We start from the raw sequence: 24,127 nt of genomic DNA, 5'->3' as shown, positions 1-24,127 counted from the left end.
TGACTGCCTTTGAGACCGTTGCCTGATTCCCGTCAATCATTTCCGCGAGTTGGCCGATGGTGAACTCTTCATATGGCTCCTCAATCAAGCGAGCGAGCACATCCTGCATCGCCTGATATCGAAAGACCCGGTCCTGAGGGAACGGATACTCCAGAGCAATTGTGGTCGTTCCTTTCGTAGTAGGCATACTATTCCTATTAGGAATGTATTGGTATAAAAGCCAGCTTCAGCCTGGGCAACCAATTTGGAAACTATCGATGCCCATGTCGGGGGTGAGCGATTGAAGGCGAGAGGGACATGACTGGCACTGACGCTGGCAGTCGGCCCCTCGCAGCGTGGGGCAGACGGATACCTGGTGGATAGCAACGTGGGGCTGGCAGGCGGGCTGAGAGCGCGAGAGACGAGCGTGTATCGGCGTGGGACTGACGGCCGAGCAGATACAGGTGGTTGGCTGGTGTGTCGTCTGACCGCCGGGCAGCCGCCGCTGGGCGGCACGCTCGCTCTTGGCAGAGCCGGTACGTGGGCTGTAGGCCGGCGGAGGGTGTACGAGTGGTGTGTGTCTCGTGTGTGGCGGGCAGGAGGTTCTGGTATTACTGGGACTGGAGGCGAGTTGGGTGGCACTCGTGACGGTGTCGAGGGAGCCGACGGTTCGGCTGGCAGTACCCGTGAGACTGCTGGTGACGGGACTACTGACACTGACGTCGGCGGCACTACTGACTGCGACGGGACTGCTGGGACCTGCAGCACTACTCCAAACAACATCGCGACGACGAACTCGGTGTCGGACCAGCACACCTTGAAAGCCCCACGCCGCTGGCGGTCGCTCAGCGACATATCCGCGCAAACCGCACGCGGATAGGGGCCGCTGACGCGACCGCGGCAAGCGCCAGCGGCGTGCCCCTTTCAGTCCCACCCGACTGCTACGGCACAACACAGCAGTAATCGAACGCACGCGTCGGAGTCGCGCGCGATCCAGGTGAGGAACCCTCGCGGCCGGCGCTCCCTCGCCGGAACGAGGACGGGCACTGCGTGCCCTGTGTTCCGGGCTGCTCACTTCGTTGCGCTGCCGGGCTTTCACCCATCCGGCACTCGCTTGGCCGCGCGGGATGCTGGCTCACCGCAACCGCACACGATGGGGCCGCCCGCTGGGGTGTCAATCACCTATGGTCTTTATATACTATTCTCCCCCGAAACTCGAAATACAATACGCCGCTTAGAAACCACTCAGACACCCGAATATTGCACTTGAAACAATTCAAATGGTCCGTCACCTTTAAGTAGCCGGCACCCATGCCATTACGTACGGAAAGACACGACGCACGCGGCGCTGGCAGGGCAGTTTCACGCCGCAGAAATCGGGTGTTAGAGCACCCGACAAGTGTCTTTCCGTGGTGTCAGAAAGACAATGTACGCTAGCAATTCCAGCGGTAAGAAAGCATCGGCAAGCAACCAGACGGTTTCCCTTTCGGCCCACGTCGAGGGTGGTCCCGAGCAACTTCTAGAGGCGGTCGCAGAGACGGAGAACGGCGACGAACTCGATTTCAGGATGAATCGAGGTAGCGATAGCCGTGGCAACTTCTACGCCCGGCAGGAGGAGGCATACGACTGGACGCGCTCGACCGAGGTCGGCCCGGACCGACGGTTTGGCGAAACGCTGGAACAGCAGGAGGAACGCCACGGCCGCGAAGCCGAGCAGGCCCGACACTCCGAGGTCGCACGCGCCCACGTCGACGGTACCGACCGCGAAGCCTCAGCTCGCCAGCTCACCGACGCGGAAACCGAACGGGCTGACGGGTTCCGCTCCCCGGCTGACCCTCGGCAGTGGATGGACCGCGACACGCTGGCGCGAGTCAACCAGCAGGCCGCGACGCTGGCAGACAAAACCAGTCTGTCACGAGCGGCAGCAGGCCGCCGACTCGCGGCCCTTGTGTCCGGGCAGATGGGCGACTGTAACAGCCTGTATGAGGCTTCCTTTACCGTCTTGGACGAGGCCCAGAACGACCTGCAAGTACCCACGCCTATCGCGGATGTCTCGCCCTACGGCTACGAGTGTACGGTTGAAGGCGAAGTAACGCACATCATCGCGGAGCCAGACGCGCGGAACCAGTACCAAGTCCTCTACATCGAGGACGACGACGGTACGAGCGCGAAGGTCACGGTCTGGGGCAAGTCCATGCACGGCGGCGAGATGGTCCGCACGCTCCACGAGGGCGACAGAGTTCGGATTTCCGGGGGCAAGCCCGACGAGTACAACGGTATCAAGACGGTGGCTGTCACGAGCGACACGCTCATGTGCGTCATCGAGCGCGGCGACGGTCCCGCGCCCACTGGACACGGGAGTAGTATGTTCGGCTCCTCGGGAAATAGCCCGGCGGTGGCGTCGTGGGAGGCCGAGTCAGACACCCATCAGTGGGCCAACGAGCGGGATTCTGACCGCGCGGTCGCCGTGACCCTCGGGAAGGCCCGCTGTCCCGAGTCCGGGTGTTCGGACCTGTTCGACACTGAGCATGGGGCCGCCACTCATCGCGGTATCGTCCACTCCGCAGACTGACGCCCGACACCGGGGGCGGCCCCACTGAGCGGGGGCTTCCTCGGGCGGTGTGACGGTGCTCGCGCACGCGGCCTCGCCACCGCCTCCGGCACAGCGGACGGCGGCGAGACAACCGCGCGCACGGACTGGCACGCCACCGCACCAGCGCGTCAACGTGGGTCAGTCTGGTGGCGGCTGTGAGAGAGCCGATGTTCTGGTGTGTGCGTGGACGTGGGCCAGCCGGCCCGGGAGAAACCGGGCTGAGTGGCTGGTGGGTCGCGACAGCGCGCGACGCCGACGGAACGCTCCGCTCGGCGCTATCGCGCGCCTCGCGGCGGTCCATCGTGCCTGCGGTAGCGGGCGCAATCCCGGCCCGCCGCCGGGAAGTGGACGGGAACCGCTCTTGCCGGTGAGTCGGGGAATCTTCGTCTTAACCAACAAAGTCGGCGCAGTCTGAGGAGCTGTTGGTTAGTCGGTGTCTGGGCCCGATATCTCGGATAGACACCCCTCGATTTTGTGTGGCCGCAGGCAGGTGGCGGCCAGACAGGGCCGCCGGGAGGTAATTTCTAAAATGGGAGATGTCCAGTGTCCGCGATGTGAGGAAGTCTTCAACACTCGGTACAATCCTGTGAGGTTTCGCGCCGGGTCCTTCTACGACCCAGAGCGCGATGAAGAGTACGAGCAGGTCTGTGAGGACTGCCATCGAGAACTGACAAACAAGTAAGTCAGTCGTCTACTCCCCAATTTTTTCTGGTACTGGATCGGGGATCGTTCCGAGTTCCATCTTCAGGAGGCGTTCTGCTTCATCGGTGTGAGTATCCTCTTCGATCAGGAAGGCTTCGACGGCTTCCCGATCACTGTGATACTGGATTGCTGTCTCGTATCCATATCGGGTGTTTACGCCTGGTGCTGAGCCGTGTTTGACACGCACCAGAAACTCGCGATCCTCCCATGTTTTGATTTTCACTGACCGCGGTGCAGCAAGTTCTCGCCGGGCGATGTCGATCACTTCGTCGACGACCGGCCCAATCGATTCGATACTCGGAATCTGACGCTGGTTGGATGGCTGTTGCTCTGGAGAAAGGTGTGGCTGTGACATGAGAACGGTGCGATTCAGATTTGTCCGTCATCGCTCAAAAAGCTCCGGGTCGGGTGGCTCCAGCTGGCACACGTCGAGATACCGATTCCACGGAGGGCCAGGTGTATCGCAGGCGTGGGTCTGTCGGCCGGGGCGCAACTGGGGTGGATGGCTGGTGGACCGTCCCAGCGCGCGACGTCACTGACAGACTCGCGATGCTCGTCTGTCGTGTCCTCGTTCGCTGGCACTCACTCGGACGACGGGGCGTTGCGCTCGGCGCGGTCGCGCGCCTCACGCCGGTCCAATCGTGCCTGCAGTGGCGGGCGCGATCCCGGCCTGCCGCCGGGAGGTGGACGGGAACCGCTCTTTCGCTAGTCCGTCTGCAGCGTGTGGCCCTTACTGGAGTACAGATTCTAGAGGGATCATCAAGAAGCGTCTCATAGAACGCTTCTTATAATCTAGCTATCCAAGTTTTGTCAAGACTTGCGTGCAAAATATAGAGCGCTTATTCAGTACCGAGGGAGTTCGTGATGTACTCAACAGCCAAATTACAGAGTCGTGCTACTCGCTGGTGAAGAATTAACACACTGTCATTAGAAGTATCTGCATGAACATCCGCAGGAACCTCTACGTCGCTGCATTCGTTGGGGCGTCATTGTCGTACATTTTCAATGTGCTTGCGTTCACTGGTACCTTCGATGTGTTCCGTTGGTTCGTGTTCGCTGTCGTTTTTCTCGCCTTTACTTCTGGGTTTGAGAAGTTCATCGGATGGCAGACTGGATAGCAAGAGTCTGGATAAGGGCGAGTTGTCGTTCAGGACTGCAGACAACCTCTGGGTCTTATACGCTGATTCTGACAGCTTCTGGAAATGTTGAATCGGACGTGCGAGATACAGTGCGTACATCTCTTACAGGGAGAAATACAATTGGCAGACGTTGTGTTCGCTCAATACGGTGAATACACCAATCATAGAACTTCACTAACGTATTCATACCACGGTCATGTATTTCAACGATATGAGGTTTGACGAAAATAGACACCCTCGACGGCTACTGATACCGATAGGCGGCTTAGCTCTGGTGGTTCAGTCGATAGTGTTTGAAAGCACCTTTGAAATTGTGGCAGATCCCGGTGTTTCTGGAAGCCTTAGAGGCGTATTAAGCGGTGGTCTATTGCTAGTGGCAACGGTCTGCCTCTTCAATGGCGTGTATCTACGTCTACGCGATTCGTGATGGATACAGAAGGCATGTCTCCAAGTTTGAGTTGGAGAAAGTATTTAACTACAGTTCTGCAGCATCTGATATGAATCGTCGCCGGGTCCTCGCCTCGCTCAGTACCGCTGTATTCGGGTCTGTAGCGGGCTGTGCTGAGTCACTGCCGTTTGGGAATGCCCCTCCTGATGCTACAGCAGTTGTTAAGAGTTACCACTATCAGGGGACCGAGTTAGTCGTCCAACTCAGTGAGGAGTTCGACATCAAGCAGGATGTTCGCCGTGTATATCCTCGTCATTCAGTCTACTTGTCTGTCAGTTCCTCAAGGAGATCGTCGTCATCCTCATCGAAATCTCCCGGTGTGCACGTCGTCGGAGCCGATTCGCTGTCACCGAGGTCAAGAATCAAATAGAGCGCTTCAACAAGGTCATACGCAATTCCAGGCGAAAGATCGGTGAGACTTGCGATTTGACGGATTGTGACATCCCCCTCACTGTGCTCCTTCACAAGATCGTGTGCTAGCGCGAATGTGACAATACCGTGGTCTTCAAGAACTCGCTCGATTTCTGGGTATTCGTCTTTGTGTGCGATCACTTCGATAAGTTCTGGGGTGATAGAGACCTCAGCCTCGCGGACTGTTAAGGTCAGTTCGAATTCTTCAGCAGTGTACACAGCGGTACCAGCATCCTCTGCGACCTTGCTGACGAGACCTGCCTGTTCCAGTTTATGTAGGTAGTCGTACACCGTCTTTTTCGAGACATTCATTGCTTCGACGAGTTCGGGGCCTGTTGTGCTCTCTGAGCGTTTAATCGATGTATAGAGGGCAGCAAGGGATGGGTTCTCGAACAATTCTGTGAACGTCGGAATCCCGGTGATCATCCCCGGGGCATCTCCCGTGTTTCGAACGTGTTCTGTATCGTATCCCATCTTGTATAGTGTTACGAAACTAGAAATCATGAGCGTTTGCTACGGGCAGGTGACTGTACCGATGAGAACCAGCAGTTTTTGACCAGTTCTGCAAAGACTGCCACGGTAAACACCGTGGCCACTCAGATAATGCCGCTGATGACGAGTAGTCCAACGACGAGTAGCAGCGTCGCGACCACGCTACCCCCGGCCAGCCATTTGTTCTCCATCGCCTTCTCGTGAAGCGGCATGTCGGCGTACTCCTCGCGGAACGCCTCAAGGTTCTGGTCGTCGTAGAAGTACTTCGTCTTCAGCGCGAACCGCTCCGTCACCGCACAGCCCGTACAGATCGGCTTACCTTCCAGCCGCTCCGTTTTGATGTGACTGGAGCAGGCAATGGCTCCGCAGTTCGGGCAGTAGGTGTACGTCTCGTCACCTCCAGTCGTGTCACAATGGACGCACTGATGGATGCCGTCCTCGGCGGTCACTCTTGACGGGCCCGCCGCGTAGTACTCGTAGGGGTAGGTGTACTCCTGCAGATCGGTTTTGTGCCGGACTTTAGGAAGGTACACTGGCTCGATCAACTGGACGGAAATGTCCGAGCGGTTCGGCTCACACGTCTTGTTGTACGTGACGTTGTTGTCGCCCGTGTAGGTCACTGTCGTCGTGTGGTAGTCCTGAAGCCGCTCGACGGCCCACTCCTTGTACTCCGTTTGGGTCTGCCCGAACCGTCGCTCCTCAACGTCGTCGAATACCTCGGTAAACTGCTCGGTATCGAGGTCGATCGTCGCGTGGAAATTCTCGGCGACCAGCGTCGCGACATCGTCGTCGGTCACCTTCGGATGGCCGCGTGCGGCGTGGACAACAAACTGCGTGCGGTCGTTGATCCGGTGGATGACGCCCACCGACGTCTCGAAGACTGCGTTCGTTTCCGCGGTGACCTCGACCACCGGGCGGAACGTCACCCGCGAGTGTGGTTCTGGGAGGTCAGCGGCCTTGATATTCTCGATATCGCGGAACGCTTCTTGGACCGGCGCGTCGACGTTGGCCGCCGGATCGTACGGGCGCAGGGTCTCGTCGCAGAGAATCTCGATACGACCGTTGTAGAGGTCGAGGCCGATCTCGTCAGCGATCTCTCGGAGGTCCTCGCCGTCGAGCAACTCGATGGGGTACGGGTCGTCGTTTTGCTGGAGCCGATCTGCGTACTCCTGAGCAGGGCTCGTGAATCGGCCAGTGGTGACGACTATCCCCCGCTTGGGGCCGTCGAAGTCAAACGTCGCGATGGCCGAGTGCAACTTCTGGACGACCGGGCGACCGACTGTTCCCGTATGCTTGCATTCGACGATAATCGCACGCCGCGTCTCGTCGATCACTTCCTCCATGATGACGTCCCGTCCCTCATCGGCTGTGCGCTTGGCTTGGCGGACGTTCTCGTAGCCGAGGTTGCGGAACACGTCTTCCATCAGGTCTTCGAACTCGAATCCCGAGAGATCATCCAGTATAGCCATCCCGAATTATATGAATAGTACATTGCAACTATCAAATGCGTTGCCAAACGCAGTTCAGTTCTGTCTGTTGAACCCTTCTGAAGGGTTGATGAACCACCGAACTGTCCGTGAGGATCAAACCTGAACCAGTGGCCCGTCCCAGCGCGCGACGCCACTGACAGACTCGCGATGCTCGTCTGTCCTGTCCTCGTTCACTCTCGCTCACTCGGACGACGGGGCGCTGCGCTCGGCGCGGTCGCGCGCCTCACGCCGGTCCAATCGTGCCTGCAGTAGCGGGCGCGATCCCCGCCGGAAATCGGACAGTTCCCCGGCTGAATGCCGCACTAAATTACGATACCACGAAGATGCGAAAACAAGGTACGCTGTAACTGTTGGGAATCGGGAACAAAGCTCCGGACAAAGTGGTGTGGTCGCCGGCCAGTGGCTGCCGGGTTGTGCGCTACGAGGGGGCCGAAGCGAGCGATGGCCGAGCGTGGGTCTGCCAGCACTGGCTCAACTCGAGTGTGGTCGTGATCGGCGTGGCCCTGGACGTCGGTGGCCGGCGACGTGCGTGGCACAGTGGACTCGCATGATGCTCGGTGGGGCTGGCCCGCCATGTGCAGTCCCGGTCGGACTCTGGGGAATGAGGTGAGATATATCTGTTCTCCAATAGGTGTGAGTGCAGGTGGCCTGAACGGATTCGTACCCCTGTTTGTGTCAGGTCTATCGACCCGCTCCCCTACTGTTAGATTGGCTATACATTTCTCGCAAAAATCGCTCTCAGAACGCCCCGCAGAGCACGGCAAGTTAAAGGACCAATTATTCGGTGAATCACACCCGCCACGTATTGCGATTTTGTACGAATCAGTCACTTGGCTAATAGATTCAGATAGGAGCAAAACCGGTTCCATCTGGCGATTTCACCCAGAATCAGTTAGCTGGGGAGACTTTACTGGATATCTGATAATGGCTCTATTGAGGGGCTACAGCCAGAGGACTCTATCAGTCAACAACCAAAGGGAGATCAAGAGATTATCTGCAAAAGTATAGATTTTCTTAGATGCTATCGTTACTCTGTAGAGAGGCAGTCACATGAACCCAGCCGGGTCGTGCCCCTTCTCTTCTGACTCTGTTTTGTCTTGCTCATCAGTCTCAGTAGCGTCTGATTCTGAGGCCGATTCAGCATCTCCTTTCTCAGCGGCTTCCGTCTCATCAGTGGTGGGGTTCGGTGACTCGTCAGAGGAGAAGTCACCGCTGTTGTCGTCGGACTGCTGGTCGTGATTGCCACCGTCGTACTCACCTTCTTCATCTGATACATCTGGGTAGTCTGTGTCCGGAGACGTGACGGCAGTGTTTGCTGTTGTCTGGTCGAGTGGGTCGGTCGACTCGTCGTCGCCCAACCCGTCTGTCGCGTCGGCAGTCGGCTCGACTTCGGCGTCACGATCCGGGCCACTCTCTCTGGACTCATCGTCGTCGTCCTCACCAAGTGACCCATAGAGCACATCATCAAGTCGGGCCCGAGTGAACGAGAACCAGCTGTCACTCTCGATGTCGGTATCATCCTCGGTGGGTTCCGGTTCCGAACTGCCCGGCGACTCCGCACCCTGTGCCGGGAGGCTATCGCGAACATCAGCCAGTTCGTAGGACTGTCCATGAACCCACGTCGTCCGAGAGACGGCAACGCACTCACCGGGCTGGAAGTCTCGAAGCAAGCCAGACGTGACCGGCGTCTTGTCCTTCTCTTTGTACGTGTCCCGAGCCTGCGTCCGGGGGTTCTCGCCGCGCCCCTGGTGACTCATCGATACCATCTCGGAGCGATCATACTGTCGACTCTCGCCGAGTTCGTCGAGGATGAAGTCCGTCGACTCAGTGTCACCCGGCCCGAAGTAAACTCCCTGTGGACAGTTGCCGACAATCCCAGAGACTGTACTGTACGTGTCCTTGAGCTGGCCGATTGTCTGGACGCCGACCAGTGCCCGAGCCTTGTGTTTCCGGCCTCGGGCGGTAAGGTTCGTCACCTGAGTAAGCGCCGGCAGCGCGTCAATCTCGTCGAGGATGTGGACCGTCGGGTTCGAGGCGTTCATTGCGTAACGGATCGACCAGTCCGCGAGCAGTTGGTACATCGGCCCGAGCGTTTCCAGTTCTGTCGGGTTCGAGTCAATGATGAGGACTCGGCCTTCCGGGTTCTCGATGTACTCTTGCAGGGAGAACTCCCCGTAGTCCCCGAAGTCACCGGTGAAGACGGGATCGACGTTCTCCTTGATAGTCTGGTAGACGTTCTGTGCGCCTTTGCCCTTGTCAGGGTCGATATGACCTGAGTCCAGCCGGTCGAACTCGTCAAGGGCTTTCTTGAGCGCGATGTGGCCCTCGTTGAGTAGTGAGACGATATCGGCATGACAGAGCGCGTGACGGCGATTGTTCTTTTTCGCGCTGAGATGGAGGTACATCAGCATCTCCGCGAAAGTCTGTTTTGCGGGCCGATGGAACGGGTCGTGGCCGTCGGCTTCGCCGAAGATCGCGCCGGCGACCTCTCGGAAGTCCGACTCTGAATCGGCGTCCTTGAACAGATTCCAGACTACGTCGCTGTCTTCGTGGCGGATGCGCTGAACCTCAAAGCCCAGCTCCTCGTAGAACGCTTGAAAGTCCTCGCCGGTGTCGTGGGCGATGACTGCCGTGTTACTGTAGTACGGGAACTGGTAGGCCAGCAGCTTCATCATCGACGTCTTCCCACTCCCGGTTTCCCCTACGACGGCTGTAGAGACATCCTGATCGAGCGTGAACGGCATCTCAGCCTCTTCGTGTTCGTGAGAGACCTCTTCGAGTGGGACGACGGACTCTCCGTCGTCGTGGTCCCACTGGTTCATCGCGAGCATTTCCGGCGAGGTCCGGCGGAGCAGTTCCCCGGAGAACACGATACCGATTGAGATGGCATACAGGAGCACCGTGGTCGAGTACGAGACCATCGGCAGCGATAGCCCCGGCACGGTGAAGTCAGCGAATAGTGTTCCGACTGAGATGGCAGCCAGAACGTGTGCGAACGGGAACAACAGCGCTGCGCTGGGTGTCTGGACAAGCACGTCGTAGAAGAACGCCGCGCTGATGAGTCCAAAGCCGAGGTAAATGTAGCGCCACGCCCAGAACCGCTTTGGGAGAACCTTGTCGCTGTCGACGATCATCGGCGGGAACAACAGCATGAACCCGGCCCAGACGAACCCGACGACGTTGTCGTACTTGAGGCTATTCGGGACTTCGCCGGAGCGTTGTCCTGGTGGTGCAGAGGAACTAGAACTCACTGCCACCACCCAACTTCGCGTTCGGGTTCCTGCTCGCGTTCAAGATCAATTTCGGGTTCGCTCTCAGTTGCCGCCTGTTCTTCGCCCCTCTCCGCAGCACGTTCTGAGAGTGGCTCAGTTTGGCGCTCATCGCTCGCTTTCTCAGCCGTGGGTTGTCCGGCGTCTTTCTGTTGACTCTTCTCACTCGCCCGCTTGAGCGTTTTTTCGGCTTCGGGGTTCAGCGATAGTTCTGCCTCGTGGTACTGCTCCCGAGCTTCTTCATCCACAACCCGACCGGGATTCTCCGGGGCATCGCGAGGGGCAGCCGTTGGGTCTCTCGTTCGAGTGGGTTCTGCAAATACGGTCGCTGCTTGTTCGCGCATCTGCCGGATATCTTCCCGATCCATCTCCAACTCTGCTGGTTCCCCAGTTGCTGCGACGTGTGCGTGTGGGAACTCCGTATTCTGGTGGACACCGTATACGTAGTCAGTTGTCGGCTGCCGGGCGAACTCGCGGTTCATAAGTTCCCGAGTGTTGGCATTCACCTCTTCTGGTGAGTATTCTCCAGTGGGGTCAGGAGAGACGATCAGATGCCGCTGAAATCTGAATTCTCGGCTCTTGTCGACGAACCGATTCACCTCTGGGTCGGACAGTTCTCGCCCGGCCGGATTCAGTAGGTCAACTGTCGCGCCGGCGTCCTGGTCCCGGTCGCGCCGGATGTAATCAACGAGATTCCCTGCTCCATTCCGCTGATAATCCGTTGGCAGTATCATGCACCGTCACCCCCAGCATTAGTCGCCACCGAGGACTCACGACCCTGCTCTCCTGAGTCTGCATCGCTCCCGTTTGTTGTCTCTGTAGCTGGCTCCCGTCCAATGCGGTCAGTCGCAAATTTCATCGCTAATCTGAGGTGTGCATCATCGTGGTCCTCCTGCAGTAGTTTCCAGATAGCGATGGTGTATGCTGTCCGGACTTTCTGGACCGTCTTCAGTTCCTCCAGCGTCTCGGATTTGAACTCGTCCAGCTCAGCCGTGATATCACTCCGAATATTCTCCATGACGAGTTCGAGTTGCGTATCAGTTCCGTACCGCTCAAACTGGGTTTCACCAGTCTCGCGGTCGATATACTCTTCAACGAGACTGTGGCCGATATCCGAGATCGTCTTGCCTTCTATTTCAGCCCGCTCTTTGATCCATTCCTTGTTTTCACTGGTCGTGTATATCTGAAGAACTTCATCTCGCTCTGTCATCAGTCATCACCTCCGCCAACTTTCGCTACCTGCTCCTGCAGTTTCTCTGGCGCTTCCTCCATTGCGGCAGCCCGAGTATCAGCATCATACTTACTCGAAATCAACTCCCACAATGCCACAGTATGGCACAGTTCTTGATCTGTGTCGATATCCGTTGCAGCGCTCACTTCGCCAGTGACGCTATCAGCAAGGTCTTGCAGTTCATCTGCAACCCCTAGTTCGTTAGCACGTTGCTCCTGCAGTTCACGAGATATACGCTGTTCTGCCGCTTTAAGCAGGAACTGAGTTACCGTTTCGTCGTTCTTCTCAGCTTGCGTTACAATCTGTTTCTTTTTCTCTGCGCTCATCGAGAACGTGATACTTTCATCCATGTGAATCACTCCGTAGTGCCGAACTCCGCATCAGTCTCTGCCTCGATACCACCATCAGCGACAACTGCTTCTGGCTGTGCCTGGTCAAGGGCCACAGACACCACGTCCACCAACTCGTCTTCGCTGAGTCCGTTGAGGACGTGTTCAGCCTTCTCAGGCGATAATCCGTGATTCGTTAGCTCTTGCTCGACTGCCTTCGAGCGCACGAACTCTTCGAAGTCAGCAGCGCGGGAGTCAGCCTCGTGAGCAACAACGTCGAGCGCATCTTCCGCGTCAGCGTCGAGGTCAATGATCTGCTTTTCCTCCCACGACGTCTTGATCGTCAGCGGGTAATCGCCATGTTCGTCGACGCGAACCAGCGCTTGCGAGTAGCCCTGACCGTCGCCAAGTGACTCCTTGCCGGCTTCGGCGTGCTGGATATAGGACTGCTGTTCGTCCGTCAGTCCAGCGCTTGTTGCTGTCTCGTCGCCTAGCTCTGGCTCGCGGTGATGCACCTTGATCGGGCACATCCCCGCGATTTCCTCGGCTGCGCCCTTGTCCTCGAACTCAGAGAGCGTCTGGGACAGCATCACCAGTCGCAGTCCAGCGTGGCGCTGGTGGCGAGCAATCTGGTTCAGCGACTCCAGATTTGCGTCGTCATTGAACAGGTAGTGAGCTTCGTCGATGATGATCTCGACCTTCTGCTGCATATTCTTGGCCTGCTGGTACAGCGTCGACAACAGCAGTTGCATGATGAACGACTGCTTACCGAGGCCACTACCCGAGCCTTCGACCTGCTGGAGGTCCAGATAGACGGCCTTGCTGCTGTCGTCGATCAGCCGCAGGTCCGACTCTTTCGAGAGGTTGCCAAAGGTACTCCCCGGCCGGAACGGATGCAGCGCAATCGAGAGTTCGTTTGCGTACTGCTGGATTTTCTGCTGGGAGGACTCCGTTGTCGCTCCGGGGAACATTCCCGGTTCTTCCTGGAGGCGGTCAACGACTTCGAGGAAGTCGCTCAGGTCCGGCGAGTTCTCCGGCGTGTGCGTCGACGGGTCCGCTGGGTCGATATCCGATTCAGTGAATATCTTGTCGATCAGGAACGTGATGAGGCCGCTGTGCATCTCCAGATCGACATCCCGGGATTGCAGGAAGTTCTCGATGACCCCGTACACTTCGTCTTTCTTGGCGGAGACGGGCTGCATATCCGGGGACTGTTCGAGGACATGCGGCGGCGTCGGATGCATCTCGCACGGGTTCAACGGCGTCTCGCCGCTGATTGTGATCGTCTTTGCATCCAGCATCTTCGCGCTGCCGTGCATATCCCCGACCGGGTCGATGTAGATCTGCTTGACGTCCGACCGTTTTTTGAGCATCCGCATCGCCCGAGCCTGCGTGCCGTGGGTCTTCCCGCCGCCGGGCATCCCAGTCACCAGCTCCGAGTGGCCAGTTTCCAGTTCCCACGGGTCGATCAACAGCGAGGAGTCGTTGTGCCCGTGCAGTCCGTATTCGATGCCGTCCTCCATTCGGAGGTAGTTCGACGAGAACGGGAACAGCGACCCGAGTGCTTCCCCAGTCATTGAGGAGAGTCGGTTTTGCCCAAGTTCGTTGGCCCCGATCGGCGAGACGGTCACCAGTCCTGCCTCCTGCCGGCGGGTCGTTCGCTTGACCCCACAGTTCGATGGGGAGTCGCGCAGCAGCGTTTCGAGCCGGTTCGTTTGCTTCCGGAGGTCTTCTTCGGTCTCAGCCGTGAGGCGGATGAACGCCCCGACACGGAACAGCGACGTGTGGTTCCGCCGGACCATCTGCCGGATGTACTTTGCCTGGTTGACCTCCTGTTCGATATCCTCCGCTTCCAGCTCTCCCTTGTCGTTTTGCAGCATCTTCAGCGAGGAGATCCATTCTTTCATGACCGACACTGCTGTATCAGCGTCGTATGGGTCGATGTGGATTGAGACGTCGACGGCGAGGTCCGTATCCAATAGCAGTTGTTCCAGCATCCCACTCGTCGGATGCTCGGGATACGTCTCGATCCAGAAGCACCGGGTGTACGTCTCTTGGTCGATGAGGGCGTGGTCGGCTTCCCACTCTATATCTGTCGGCGCGACCAGTGACCGATGGTTCTCACCGGGCCTATGCAACTGGGAGACGAAGTCGGTCTCGTCGACCTCGTAGTCGGTCCCACCGACGTCGTCGGTGTCCATGCCCTCCGCAGCGTCATGGGCTGCGGCACCCTCGCCGTGCTTGATGAGTTCCCGTGCCGAGTACGTCACCGGAGAGACGGAGGCCGCCTCTTCGTACTCGCGTTCCGACCGCGTTTCACAGGCCCAGTAGTCCTCAGTCAAGTGCGCCAGTTCGTGGGGGCTGACCGACCGGCTACGGCACCGAAACATATTGTTGACTGCTCTGTCGACGGTTTCGAGCCGGTCGTGGAGCTTCTTGGCCTTGAACTCCTCTCGTTCGGCGTCAGTGAGCGTGTCACTGTCGAACCGAGTGAACAGCCGCCCAATGACCGGTATCCCAGTCAGGTAATCTGCGATGGAATCGCTGTTCATCTGGAGGTCGTGAATGTCGTCGTCAGTGACCCAGACGACGATGTAGTACTTGCGCTGGAGTTCAGTCTCAGTCTCAACGTTGCCGCTGTCGTCGATGTAGCGGTTGACGAACTCCATGAGGACACCCCGGAAGATCGAATGGCTCTTGGCATCGGGGTCGTCGAGTCGGTCGATATGCGCTTGGATGTGGGACTCGTTGTCGACTTCGGCCGTCGTGACGTGGAGTTTCGCCCGGCCAGTCAGGGATTCAGACAGGCGTGTGAGTGACTTGACGGCTTTGTCCCATTTCTCGTCGTCCTGTAGCGACATATTGGCGGGCTCGACTTCGACCGCGCCGACGTACGCTCCGTCGACGCGCTCAATGCCGTGGGGCATAACCCGCTCTAACCGCGTGACCTGCCGAGTATCCTGATTCCCTTGGCCGTGAGTGTACTGCTTCTTTTTGACGAGCCAGAACAGTTTGACCCGTAGCCACTCAGTCAGGCGATAGTGATCTGGCCGGACTTTGTGCAGGATATACAGGAAGACTTCGACGACCGCTGTGAGAGCCAACGTGGGGAAGAACAGCGCCGCTGGCACGAACGGCATTCCCATCGCGACAAGGAAGCCAAACGGTGGGATGAGGAACAGGATGAGTTCCCCCAGCGTGTAGTCGCCCCAGAAGTTGGTCGAATCTCCGAGGGATTCGTGGATGATGTTTGTGTTGTACTCTTCTTCTGAGTCAGCCATTAGTCGTCATCCCCCTTGTGCGGCAAGCCGTCGCGGTACACATCCGGCCCTAATATATCGTCATCAGTTGCAAACACATCCTTGAGCGAGTCGTACGACTCGGACCCACCAGAGTCGGTATCGGTCCCGTTTTCGTCGGGTTTCCCATCCGAGAACGGCGAGTCTGAGTCAGACTCGTAGACTCTGGTATCGCCAGAGTTGATCTGCGTCTGGCGCTCCATCTTGGTTTGCTGCTCCATCTTGGTTTGGCGTTCGCTAATCGGAGTGTCGTCGCTCTCAGAGTCGTCGGACGAGCCGGACGAACCACCGTTGGTGAACCTGCTGTTGAGGGGACTTCCACCGGACCCGCTCCCGCCGCCAGAGGGTGGTGAGCCACCAGACCCGCTGCTGCCACTGCCGCCACCAGAGGGTGGAGCGGAGCCGCCTGAGCCACCGCCGCCGGAGCCACTGTTGCCGCCACCTCCGGAGCCGTTGGGACTACTGCCGCCACCGGAACCGGTGGGGCCGCTGCTGGAACCTCTCTTCATGCCAGCGGGGTTGGCTGCCATCTGACGGTGGACCATCTGGGCACCCGTAGCAGCACTGCCGACACGCCCTTTTGCAGCGCCTGAGGCAGCTCGAATCGTGCCACCCGTCGCCATTGCTGCGCCGGGGCCACCGACCGCGCCAGCGCCGGCTGTCGCCGCCGCACCACCAGCCGCCGCACCGATCTTGAGTGGCTTTTTGCCGCCGGCGAGCGCCTGTTCGCTGACTTGGATTGCCACGCGGCTGCTGCGCTGAATGAGGACCTTCTGGGACTTTGCCGCCAAGTACAGCGTAACGAGGCTGATGAACAGCGACAGCTCAGAAGCCAGTCCCCAGTTTGTCGCCTCGAAGCTCATGCGTATCAAGATTGCAGGCGGGATACCCGCAGCGAGGACTCCGGGGTACGCGCCGGCGACCTGTTTTGCCAGCCCCGAGAAGCGGTTCAGCGGCCAGACTTCCACTGCCCAGAACGTCGCGACCAGTGGCATCGACAGGGTCAGCAGGAAGACCAGCAGCCATCTGGTGATAAAGATGAACGCTGCCTTGAGGTAGACGTACAGTCCAACGATCATCAGAACGACGAATATCCCAAGGCTGAGTTCCGCAATTTCCTGGACTGAGCCAATTAGTGCGGCGATCTCTTCTTTCGACTGACCGGAGCGGTAAGTCGCCTCACCGATAGCGTCAAAGAATTGCGTCCCCAGTGAGGCCACTGGGAGCCAGAAGAACAGCGAAAGGAAGGCAACTCCGAGGCGACGTAGGAGTTTCTTCCGGATAACAGGGTTCATTGACCCGTACCTGAGCCCAATCATCGCCAGAACAGAAAGCTGGATGCCGAGCGCTAACCCAACGATTCCATCGAAGTAGATGCCTGAGATTAGCGAGTTCCACGGAGCATTGCTCGCCGACTCAAATGCAATGTCGACAGGGGCTGCTGAATTCGGTCCTTCAGGGGCAGGTGTCCCAACCATTGGATCGATAAGTTTCTCTAGAAACCCGTCGAGATAATCAACGATGTCCGATTTGAGTTGATCAAGGAAGCCACTGATACCAGATGTAATTGCCGACGAGAGTTCTGCAACCACCCTCTCGGCAATCTCCTTCACGATTTCCCCAGCAATTTCCGTCTGCATTGCTATGTCTCTGTCTCCGCTGGGATTGCAGTGATTTCTTCTGGCTCACCGGCCAGAGATCGTTTGCAGCCGCTTGTGTCGTTATATCTGATGGGCAGGCTGACTGTAACTGAGTCGCTCCAGAGAAAATTGACAGTCAGTGCTTGATCGATCTCAACTATTTCACCTCTCTCATTAACTCTCCTACAATTACCTCCATGGTATTCAAGAAGGAAATCAAATTTAACCACAGCGGTTTCGCTGGGCTTCACTGGAACGAAGCGATTGCTTTTCTCCTCACCATTCAGTAGTGTCTGAGATGCTGCATCTGTGCGTTTCCCCACGTTCCGCACAACCATCGCCAAGCTACCATCGACGAAGTCTGGATGTTCAGCCCCAGGGATAACCTCCTCAAACTCAAACGTGGTGCCCAGTTCGAGTGGGAGTTTGGTTTCGACGTCGTCACCACGGAGATAGAGTGTGTGCTGGCCCCGAGGCAGCGGCTCATTCGAGTCCTCGCCCTCTGTTAGCGAAAGGCGTGTCCGGGTTTCACCGGGGCTGAAATAGTCGCTGACGAACTCCCGACCGGACTCTGTGATGATGCTAACCGATGAGGGCTCGATCTCATCGGTCACAGCCACTTCCAGAGCCAATTGACGGCCGTTCTCGACAATCTCAATCGACGTCTCTTCGATGTAGTCGGACTGCTCTTCTGGCGGGCCGGCGCTTCCGTCACCTCCGTCACTGCTATCAGACAGCCCGCCACTGCAGCCTGCAAGCGCAGCAAGGCTCCCGCTAAGGAGTCCAAGCACTGTTCTGCGGTCGATACTGCTGTTTCGTGGTATATCTTGCTTTGTCATGGATTATACCAACCAACAAATTTGCCTCTCGTCCAGACATCGTAGCCATACAGCGCCAGCATAGCCGGCAACAACGTCAGGAGCGTCACTACAGCGAGGTCGATGAACTCCGCAAGGTCGGGGAGATTCACTTCGTAGGCGACCCGCTCTTGGGTGTCTCGTACCGGGACAGCACGCCCTTGCTCCCACCAGATCTGAGTCGGACTGTACTGGATGATCGCCGAGGAGACTTCGCCCTGGTCGACGGTGACCGTAATCTCATCATCGCCAGCGAGTGACCGTTCGACTCGGGACTGCCCCGTTGCGACGGTAACGTTCCCCGCCGCAATCGGGAAGCCAGCCGTCGGTTCGACACGGACCAGCAGGTCCGTCGAGTTGTCAGTCGAGTTGACCACCTCAGAGGTGATCTTGACCTCGCGGATTAGCGTCGGGTTCGTCGAGTCCGCTGGCTGTTCGATGCTGTTCCCGCGAACCAGTCCGTTGATCTCGAAGTTCTCTGTCCGGAGTTGTTCCGCACTCCGAATCGTGAACCGATCTGCCGTCGTGAACGTCTCCGAACGGTTGATCCGAATCTCCGGCGGGAGCGTCGTCCTGTTGGTCACGTTCGGCGTCGTGTTCACAGTCTCGTTCGCCGAATACGTCGCTTCCAGTGAGGGCACGAACCGCCAGCCGTCGGAACTCTCGTTTTGGACGCGGTTGACCGTGACTGCCGGACCTTCCGTCGTCCGGACAGCATGGGTTTCGAGCGGTCGTACTGGGGTCGTCGTGTTCTCCGACCAGTTCGCCCAGCCGGGCGGTGAGCGGGTGTAGAACCGCCACTTGCTCTGGACTTCGTATCCGCCATCGAACTTGACGCTTTGCCAGCTGCCGGGGATTACAGTCCCGATGCGATAGTCGTCGGTCGTGGCCCCTCTGCCGTTGGGGACGACGCCGGGTTCGACGACCATCTCCCGCTCGGAGAGATTTTCCACCCGGACCGTCCGTGAGTCCGTGACCGTCAGTTCGTACTCGTCAATCTCGTCATCGCCAATCTCCGAGATATTCGTCGAGATCGTCGTGACCAACTGGAGTTCCGTGGTCCCGTTGATCCCCGTGTAGTTGAGGGTGGGCCGGGCGGCAGTGCTGTTGTCCATCGCAGTGCCGTTGGCATACAGCGTCGTGTTCGTCGACGTATTCAGGACGCGGAAGTCGTCCTCGAAGAACTCCGAGATGTACACCCGGTAGTCGTGAATGGCACGCACGGTCCCGTTCGCACGGACCAGCCGTTCCGTGCCTCCCTGTTGATGGACGACCGTCGATGGCTCGATGCTGAAGACCGCGACGTAGGCGTCACGAATCCAGAGTCCAGAGCGAGTGTCCGTGACGTTTACTGGATACGAGGCGTTCTCGATGCCAGTCCGGAACGAGTCGTGTTCGGGCCGGTTCCACAGTGTTGTGTTCGAGGGCTCGCGAGAAACCATATCTCCCGTGCATGAGGGGAGGACGGCCAGCGTGCCGTTCTCAGCCTCAGCCCGGTCAGCCCGTGTGAGGTTCGGATGATCGGGGTCGCCAGACCACAGCGCACGGAAGAACGTGTGGTTGTGGTTGTAGGACCGGTTCGGGGGCAGGACACCCGCCGTCGCGTTTTCTCCCACTGACGCATTGGCCGGCGGGTTCGAGGCGTTCTCGTAGCACGAGACTTTCGCGCTGAGGTTCCGCCTTACTCCGAGTTCGACGGACCTGTTCACATCTGTCTGGTTCGCCGCTGGTCCCTGGTCGGCAGACTCGTTGCCTTCGGTTCCGTTGGCTGTTGTCCTGTTGCCTGCTGTCTCGTTGCCTATTGGGTCTCGGACGCTGGAGTCGTTGTTTTCGGTGCGATTCGTCTGTGTTCCCTCGCTGCTGGAGCCATTCGGCGCGGTGGCGTTTTGCTGGAGTACCCCCACGCCACCGTGACTCGCGTCGGGAAGGGAGTGTGCCGTCCCCCGCTCAATTTGGGCTGGGTTGCCACCAGCGGACGCCGGCCCCGCAGCTGCGGCTGTCGAGAGCAGCGAGCAAAGGGCCGCGATCATCAGCAGTGAGCGGAGTGATGGCATCGTATCTTCAGAATGGCGTCACGCAGTCGGAAAAGCCGAAGCCGACGTTGTCCCCGAACTTCGTGATGAGTTCTGGAGCCACGATTGCCAGCACGACGACGCCGAGGCCGACCAGCGAGAGGATAAGGTCCCGGCGAGCCTCGTTTTGCTGGTTCGGGTTGCCAGAGGCCCGCATGTACGACAGGCCACTGCGACCGACGAACACCATCGTCGCTGGCAGGCCAAGACCAGCCAGTGCGCCAAAGACGACGTTGACGCCGTCCTCTACAGCAGTGTTACAGTAGATGTTCCCGACGTCGGTCTGGCCCATCGCCGAGCCAGCAAATAGCGTGAGGAGCAGCAGCAGTTGGGTCGCCTGTCGCACGCCGGGCGTGAGCCACGCGTCAGCAAACCGCCGCTTCGCGTGAGTGTAGAGTGTTGGTTGTGTGTTCGATGCGTTCGATGCGTTGGTTTGAGTTGACATGGATGTCTCTGGTTCTAGTTTCTTGCTTGCCCACCGATGCCCCACCGGTAATCCGCTACCGATTCTGTGTTAGATTTCTAATACTATTGTTGAACCCTATCTTGGATTTGGCAGCAGATTATGACATTGGAGTTAACTAAAAACTTGTGAGACAAACAAACTCTATCTCTATATAATACTTTTGTATTATATCGGGTGCCTCGCGCCTTCGCTGTTGCTTGATTTTTAATGCACTCACGGGATAGAATAAGGACAGTAAATCGGAGGAAATATAGAATTTCTTATACCATACAAATCTAGACAATATAGTCTATATAGCTGGTAACTAAATCGAAAGTAGTACCACTTTTACTACATGATAAGATATGTAAGATAGGTCTAGGTTTTGTCTTGAGAATAGGTCAACAGCTCAAAAAGGGGCTACAAGACAAGGACCGCTCCCCGTCGACAGCTGGGGAGGACAAAGCCCGCGAAGCCGAAGTTGAATAGAATCTAGGTGGGAAGCTGACGTGCAGTCGGATGACATCACGGACGATGTCTCGTCGAAAGCAACGATCGCGAAGCAGATCAACAACAGACGCTGCTACTGGAAACTGAGGGCAAGAAATGAAGTCGAGGTATGATGAGCCGACCAATCCGGAAAACTGCTACCTGTCTGGATGGAGTACTCAGTATCGGTCGGCCCGCCCCGGGTGTTTCCGCGTAGATTGAAAGGTGGCCAAATAGGGCCGAATCTTTGGCGTTAATAACGCAATTCTCGTTCCAGACCAATGATCCCGCAAAGGACACCCCCGGGTGTTTCCGCGTAGTCTTATCAGTCGAGATACTCTTGAATTGACCGGTTCGTCGTGACGAGATCAATAGCGTCGCCGAGTCGAGAGTCCTCAGAGAGGATATCCAGTGTCATCCCGAGGTCAGAGCCTAGTTCGAAGACATAGTGGGGGCCACCACGATTGCCGGTTTGTTTTTTTGTCGCGTTGACAACCCCCATCAGATCAAGTTCAAGCAGGTGGTCGCGGACACTCCGTTGGGTTCGAATGTCCGCCTTGATTTCCGTAGCAATATCCTTGTATCGAGCGTAGATTTCAGTCGTCTTCGCTGGGTTCTGGCCCTCTACCTCTAGTGCGACGACAGCTGTCAGCGACAGTTGATCCTGCATCGTCATCTCGCGAATTCCCTTTTCGATATTTTTTCGATCAATACGTTCCTGTGCCGTCCGCACATGCTCTTCGGTGACGACATCACTCCCGGTGTTCGACGCCAGTTCACCGGCTTTGTACAGGTATCGCAGTGCCTGCCTCGCCGAACCCTTATCTTGTGCTGCATGCGCGGCACAGAGCGGAATAACATCACCCTCTAAAACACCCTCTTTGAATGCCTGATCGGCACGCCGTTCTAAGATAGACCGCAGTTGGTTCGCGTCATACGGTGCGAAGTGAATTTCCTCATCAAACAGGGTATCCTTGACTTTTGGGGAGAGATTGTCACGGAATTTAAAATTATTCGAAATGCCAATTACACTCAGATGCATATCATCGGGGATATTACCGTTGGACTTAGCGCGAGGGATTGAGTACAATATTTCATCTGACGTCCCGATATTGTCGATTTCGTCCAATACGATGATAACCGTTCCACCAATGTCAGTCACGGCATCGAAGAATGCATCGGTGATTTTACTCATTGGATGCCCGTTCAGATTCTCACCAGTGAGACGCTCAACAAGATTGATCAATACATGGTATGAGGATGAGTCGCCGGCGCAGTTGTATTGACTTGTCGTGATATTTAGTCCTGCGTCATCGGCAGCTGCAACGAGATCCTCAAGTTTGTACTCAACACCTGCTGTTTTCCCTTGTCCCGTTTTTCCGAAGAGAAACATATTGTGTGGACCGACACCAGTATTGCGAATCGCAGGTGCGAGCGCATTATGGATCTGCCCTAATTCTTCATCACGCTCGGGCAGTTCCTCTGGATCCCAATCATCTGTGAGAGGACGTTCATCCTCGAATATCGGAGAACCGCGCTCAAACGTCCGTGACATACGGTGCTTCTTTCACCCCAAGCACATAAGACTAAGTGTTCGGACGTATCGGTTGGTTCGCTTACTACGGTCGGTACGGGTATTTCTGCGACCCCCGGGTGTTTCCGCGTAGATCTGAAGCAGATCAACCACGACTGGAATACGAAGGTAAAATATTCCCCCGGGGGCCCGGGTGTTTCCGCGTAACTCTATAGATGGTGTGAGGTGTGGAAGAGCATAATGAGTCTCGATAAGGGGTCTTATTGGCGATACTGCGATTAAGAATGCCCCTAACGCGGATTTTCCTATCGGCATAAACTGAACCAGTTCCTGTTTCTTACGTTTATTATATCTCTTTCTTTCTAGCTAGTTATTGCCTAGAGTAGAAGAAAGAGAGAAATGGTCTGCTATCCGTTTCAAACCTCTGTATCAGCTATCTGCTCTCTCTAGAATTAAATATATCTTCTAGTATTTTCCTGCATTTATATGTGTATCTTGTTTATTCTCATTTAGCCTGTCTTGCCTATCTAGGGTTTACGCGGAAACACCCGGGGGCGGGGGTCCCAAATCATAAGGATGGATTTGCTTGCCATTCGGCAGCGAGGACAGCGGGTCGCAGGCTACAACCCCACCCTGACGTGGACACTGACGCCTACAGAACCCGCAGTTTACCGACGAGATAGCTGTTATCGCCGAAGTTCTCTATGGTTGGGTCACCGGGAAATCGACTACGGCGGTGAACTGACGCTGGCCGTGACAGGACACGGTGATCGGTTCGACGAGTGGCTGGAGTTGCATCCAGATGTCAGGCCGGTGCTGTCGCTGGTCGCTCACCTGCAGGGGACGACGCTCGAAAAACTGACTACTGGGACCGAATCAGTGCGTTACCAACCCCCCAAATCGGTCGTGCTGGGGCTTGATCCCGACCCGATGACGACCCAGACTTCGCTCGTCAATTCTGCAAACTAGAGAGCAACCCGTCGATCTGGATAATTCTCTCTACCCGGTTGTGATTAGCGCGATAATCACGACCAATTCCCAAGACAACAAGAGATCAGGGGGCTGCAGTGGCCCCGTCCCCGGGGTCGTGAGCAAGCGGCGATACGATGAGGTCGTTGTAGGGGAATACTGGCTTCTTTGCCCGTCCGACTGCCTCGAAGCTGATGACGCCAAGCGCTTCCAGTGTGGTCAATTCTTCGTGGACGTTCTTTTTGTCACGGCCGACAAGTCGTGCTGTCTCGCGAATGCTCTCTGGTTGTTCGTCTCTAATCACGCGCAAGAGTGTGTACGTCCGTTCGTTGAACACGTCAGTCAGCTGGCTCTCGTTCGGGAACCGGACAGTAGCCGGCCGGTCAAGGTATTCTCCCTCTTTGAGTGTCTGAATCGCTTCGAGGCCTTCTTCGTACGGATTGGTCTCGTCGTCGACCGTGACCACGAGTACGTTCTGTTCAGTCATGGGTATCACCGTTGTCGTTGGATGGACCAAAGCGTGGCTTCGGGATCTCGTCCCAGAACCGTTCGTAGAGTACCTCGATGCCGGGGAACTCTACGAAATCGGGTTCCGGGTCGGGAGCGATGTGTAATTCGTGGCCTTTCGTATCCTCGTGTGAGTTATCGTAGCGACGGATCGTTCCGTCGTCGAGCGTCTCGGAACCGGCGGTCAATGCTCCGTAGTGAAGCGTGTACCGCCACCCCGACGGATAGGCGT

The 24,127-nt window shown here is 57.2% G+C and carries 19 protein-coding genes and 1 pseudogene; 4 read left to right on the top strand and 16 right to left on the bottom strand.

The genetic code is table 11. The features are described 5' to 3' along the window. Positions 1-187: pseudogene (locus D3D01_RS24720) on the bottom strand (nucleotidyltransferase); the annotation flags it as partial. 1,218 nt (positions 188-1,405) lie between these two features. On the opposite strand from D3D01_RS24720, the gene D3D01_RS21990 reads away from it, so the two are divergent. From D3D01_RS21990 to D3D01_RS23835, 3 genes are all read left to right on the top strand, one after another. Then, positions 1,406-2,551: an SOSS complex subunit B family protein gene (locus D3D01_RS21990; protein ID WP_121513780.1), complete on the top strand. Its 1,146-nt coding sequence runs from the start codon at positions 1,406-1,408 to the stop codon at positions 2,549-2,551. A gap of 200 nt (positions 2,552-2,751) precedes the next feature. After that, positions 2,752-2,943, top strand: coding sequence for a hypothetical protein (locus tag D3D01_RS23575; protein WP_147439971.1), 192 nt, complete (start codon positions 2,752-2,754; stop codon positions 2,941-2,943). A 158-nt stretch (positions 2,944-3,101) separates the two neighbouring features. Next, positions 3,102-3,254 (top strand): hypothetical protein, encoded by a 153-nt coding sequence (locus D3D01_RS23835; RefSeq protein WP_158600551.1) that lies wholly within the window; start codon positions 3,102-3,104, stop codon positions 3,252-3,254. Positions 3,255-3,263: 9 nt separating this feature from the next. Here the strand turns inward: D3D01_RS23835 and D3D01_RS21985 are convergent, their stop codons facing one another. The 13 genes from D3D01_RS21985 to D3D01_RS21920 all read right to left on the bottom strand — a co-directional run bounded on the left by D3D01_RS21985 (position 3,264) and on the right by D3D01_RS21920 (position 22,440). After that, positions 3,264-3,629, bottom strand: a complete 366-nt coding sequence (locus D3D01_RS21985) for a hypothetical protein (protein ID WP_199725577.1) — start codon at positions 3,627-3,629, stop codon at positions 3,264-3,266. Positions 3,630-5,122: 1,493 nt separating this feature from the next. After that, positions 5,123-5,746 carry a helix-turn-helix domain-containing protein gene (locus D3D01_RS21975; RefSeq protein ID WP_233563603.1) on the bottom strand — a complete coding sequence of 208 codons (624 nt, stop codon included), beginning with the start codon at positions 5,744-5,746 and terminating at the stop codon, positions 5,123-5,125. 122 nt (positions 5,747-5,868) lie between these two features. Next, on the bottom strand, positions 5,869-7,233 hold the full coding sequence (locus D3D01_RS21970) for a restriction endonuclease (protein WP_121513778.1): 1,365 nt from the start codon (positions 7,231-7,233) through the stop codon (positions 5,869-5,871). Between the two features lie 1,067 nt (positions 7,234-8,300). After that, on the bottom strand, positions 8,301-10,505 hold the full coding sequence (locus D3D01_RS21965; RefSeq protein ID WP_121513777.1) for a type IV secretory system conjugative DNA transfer family protein: 2,205 nt from the start codon (positions 10,503-10,505) through the stop codon (positions 8,301-8,303). After that, on the bottom strand, positions 10,502-11,257 hold the full coding sequence (locus tag D3D01_RS21960; protein WP_121513776.1) for a relaxase/mobilization nuclease domain-containing protein: 756 nt from the start codon (positions 11,255-11,257) through the stop codon (positions 10,502-10,504). Before D3D01_RS21960 ends, D3D01_RS21965 begins: the two co-directional genes overlap by 4 nt. After that, positions 11,254-11,733, bottom strand: coding sequence for a hypothetical protein (locus D3D01_RS21955; RefSeq protein ID WP_121513775.1), 480 nt, complete (start codon positions 11,731-11,733; stop codon positions 11,254-11,256). Before D3D01_RS21955 ends, D3D01_RS21960 begins: the two co-directional genes overlap by 4 nt. Further along, positions 11,733-12,104, bottom strand: coding sequence for a hypothetical protein (locus D3D01_RS21950; RefSeq protein ID WP_050007953.1), 372 nt, complete (start codon positions 12,102-12,104; stop codon positions 11,733-11,735). Before D3D01_RS21950 ends, D3D01_RS21955 begins: the two co-directional genes overlap by 1 nt. Before the next feature lie 5 nt (positions 12,105-12,109). Next, positions 12,110-15,364, bottom strand: a complete 3,255-nt coding sequence (locus tag D3D01_RS21945; RefSeq protein WP_121513774.1) for a VirB4 family type IV secretion system protein — start codon at positions 15,362-15,364, stop codon at positions 12,110-12,112. After that, entirely contained in the window at positions 15,364-17,022 is a 1,659-nt protein-coding gene (locus D3D01_RS21940) for a hypothetical protein (protein ID WP_121513773.1), read from the bottom strand. The genes D3D01_RS21945 and D3D01_RS21940 overlap by 1 nt, the downstream gene beginning before the upstream one ends. Before the next feature lie 2 nt (positions 17,023-17,024). Next, positions 17,025-17,861 carry a hypothetical protein gene (locus D3D01_RS21935; protein WP_121513772.1) on the bottom strand — a complete coding sequence of 279 codons (837 nt, stop codon included), beginning with the start codon at positions 17,859-17,861 and terminating at the stop codon, positions 17,025-17,027. Continuing rightward, complete coding sequence (locus D3D01_RS21930) at positions 17,858-19,933, bottom strand: hypothetical protein (protein WP_121513771.1); 2,076 nt, start codon at positions 19,931-19,933, stop codon at positions 17,858-17,860. Before D3D01_RS21930 ends, D3D01_RS21935 begins: the two co-directional genes overlap by 4 nt. Positions 19,934-19,940: 7 nt before the next feature. After that, the gene (locus D3D01_RS21925) at positions 19,941-20,396 is read right to left on the bottom strand and encodes a pilin (RefSeq protein WP_121513770.1); all 456 of its coding nucleotides are present in this window, start codon (positions 20,394-20,396) and stop codon (positions 19,941-19,943) included. An 814-nt stretch (positions 20,397-21,210) separates the two neighbouring features. Beyond that, the gene (locus tag D3D01_RS21920) at positions 21,211-22,440 is read right to left on the bottom strand and encodes a Cdc6/Cdc18 family protein (protein ID WP_121513769.1); all 1,230 of its coding nucleotides are present in this window, start codon (positions 22,438-22,440) and stop codon (positions 21,211-21,213) included. A 687-nt stretch (positions 22,441-23,127) separates the two neighbouring features. Here D3D01_RS21920 and D3D01_RS24715 point away from each other — a divergent pair. After that, a complete protein-coding gene (locus tag D3D01_RS24715; RefSeq protein ID WP_233563601.1) occupies positions 23,128-23,388 on the top strand; it encodes a hypothetical protein in 261 nt (86 codons plus the stop codon). An 85-nt stretch (positions 23,389-23,473) separates the two neighbouring features. On the opposite strand, the gene D3D01_RS21910 is transcribed toward D3D01_RS24715, so the two are convergent. Both D3D01_RS21910 and D3D01_RS21905 read right to left on the bottom strand, forming a co-directional pair. Further along, a complete protein-coding gene (locus D3D01_RS21910) occupies positions 23,474-23,875 on the bottom strand; it encodes a hypothetical protein (RefSeq protein ID WP_121513768.1) in 402 nt (133 codons plus the stop codon). Further along, positions 23,868-24,127: DUF6516 family protein (locus D3D01_RS21905; RefSeq protein WP_121511738.1), on the bottom strand; the 260-nt coding region annotated here is incomplete at its 5' end. The genes D3D01_RS21905 and D3D01_RS21910, both read right to left, overlap by 8 nt.

Source organism: Haloarcula sp. Atlit-7R (genome assembly GCF_003666065.1).
GTDB classification, from domain to species: Archaea; Halobacteriota; Halobacteria; order Halobacteriales; family Haloarculaceae; genus Haloarcula; species Haloarcula taiwanensis.
Note: the sequence above shows the minus strand (reverse complement) of the source record. Positions and strands in the feature narration are given on the sequence as shown.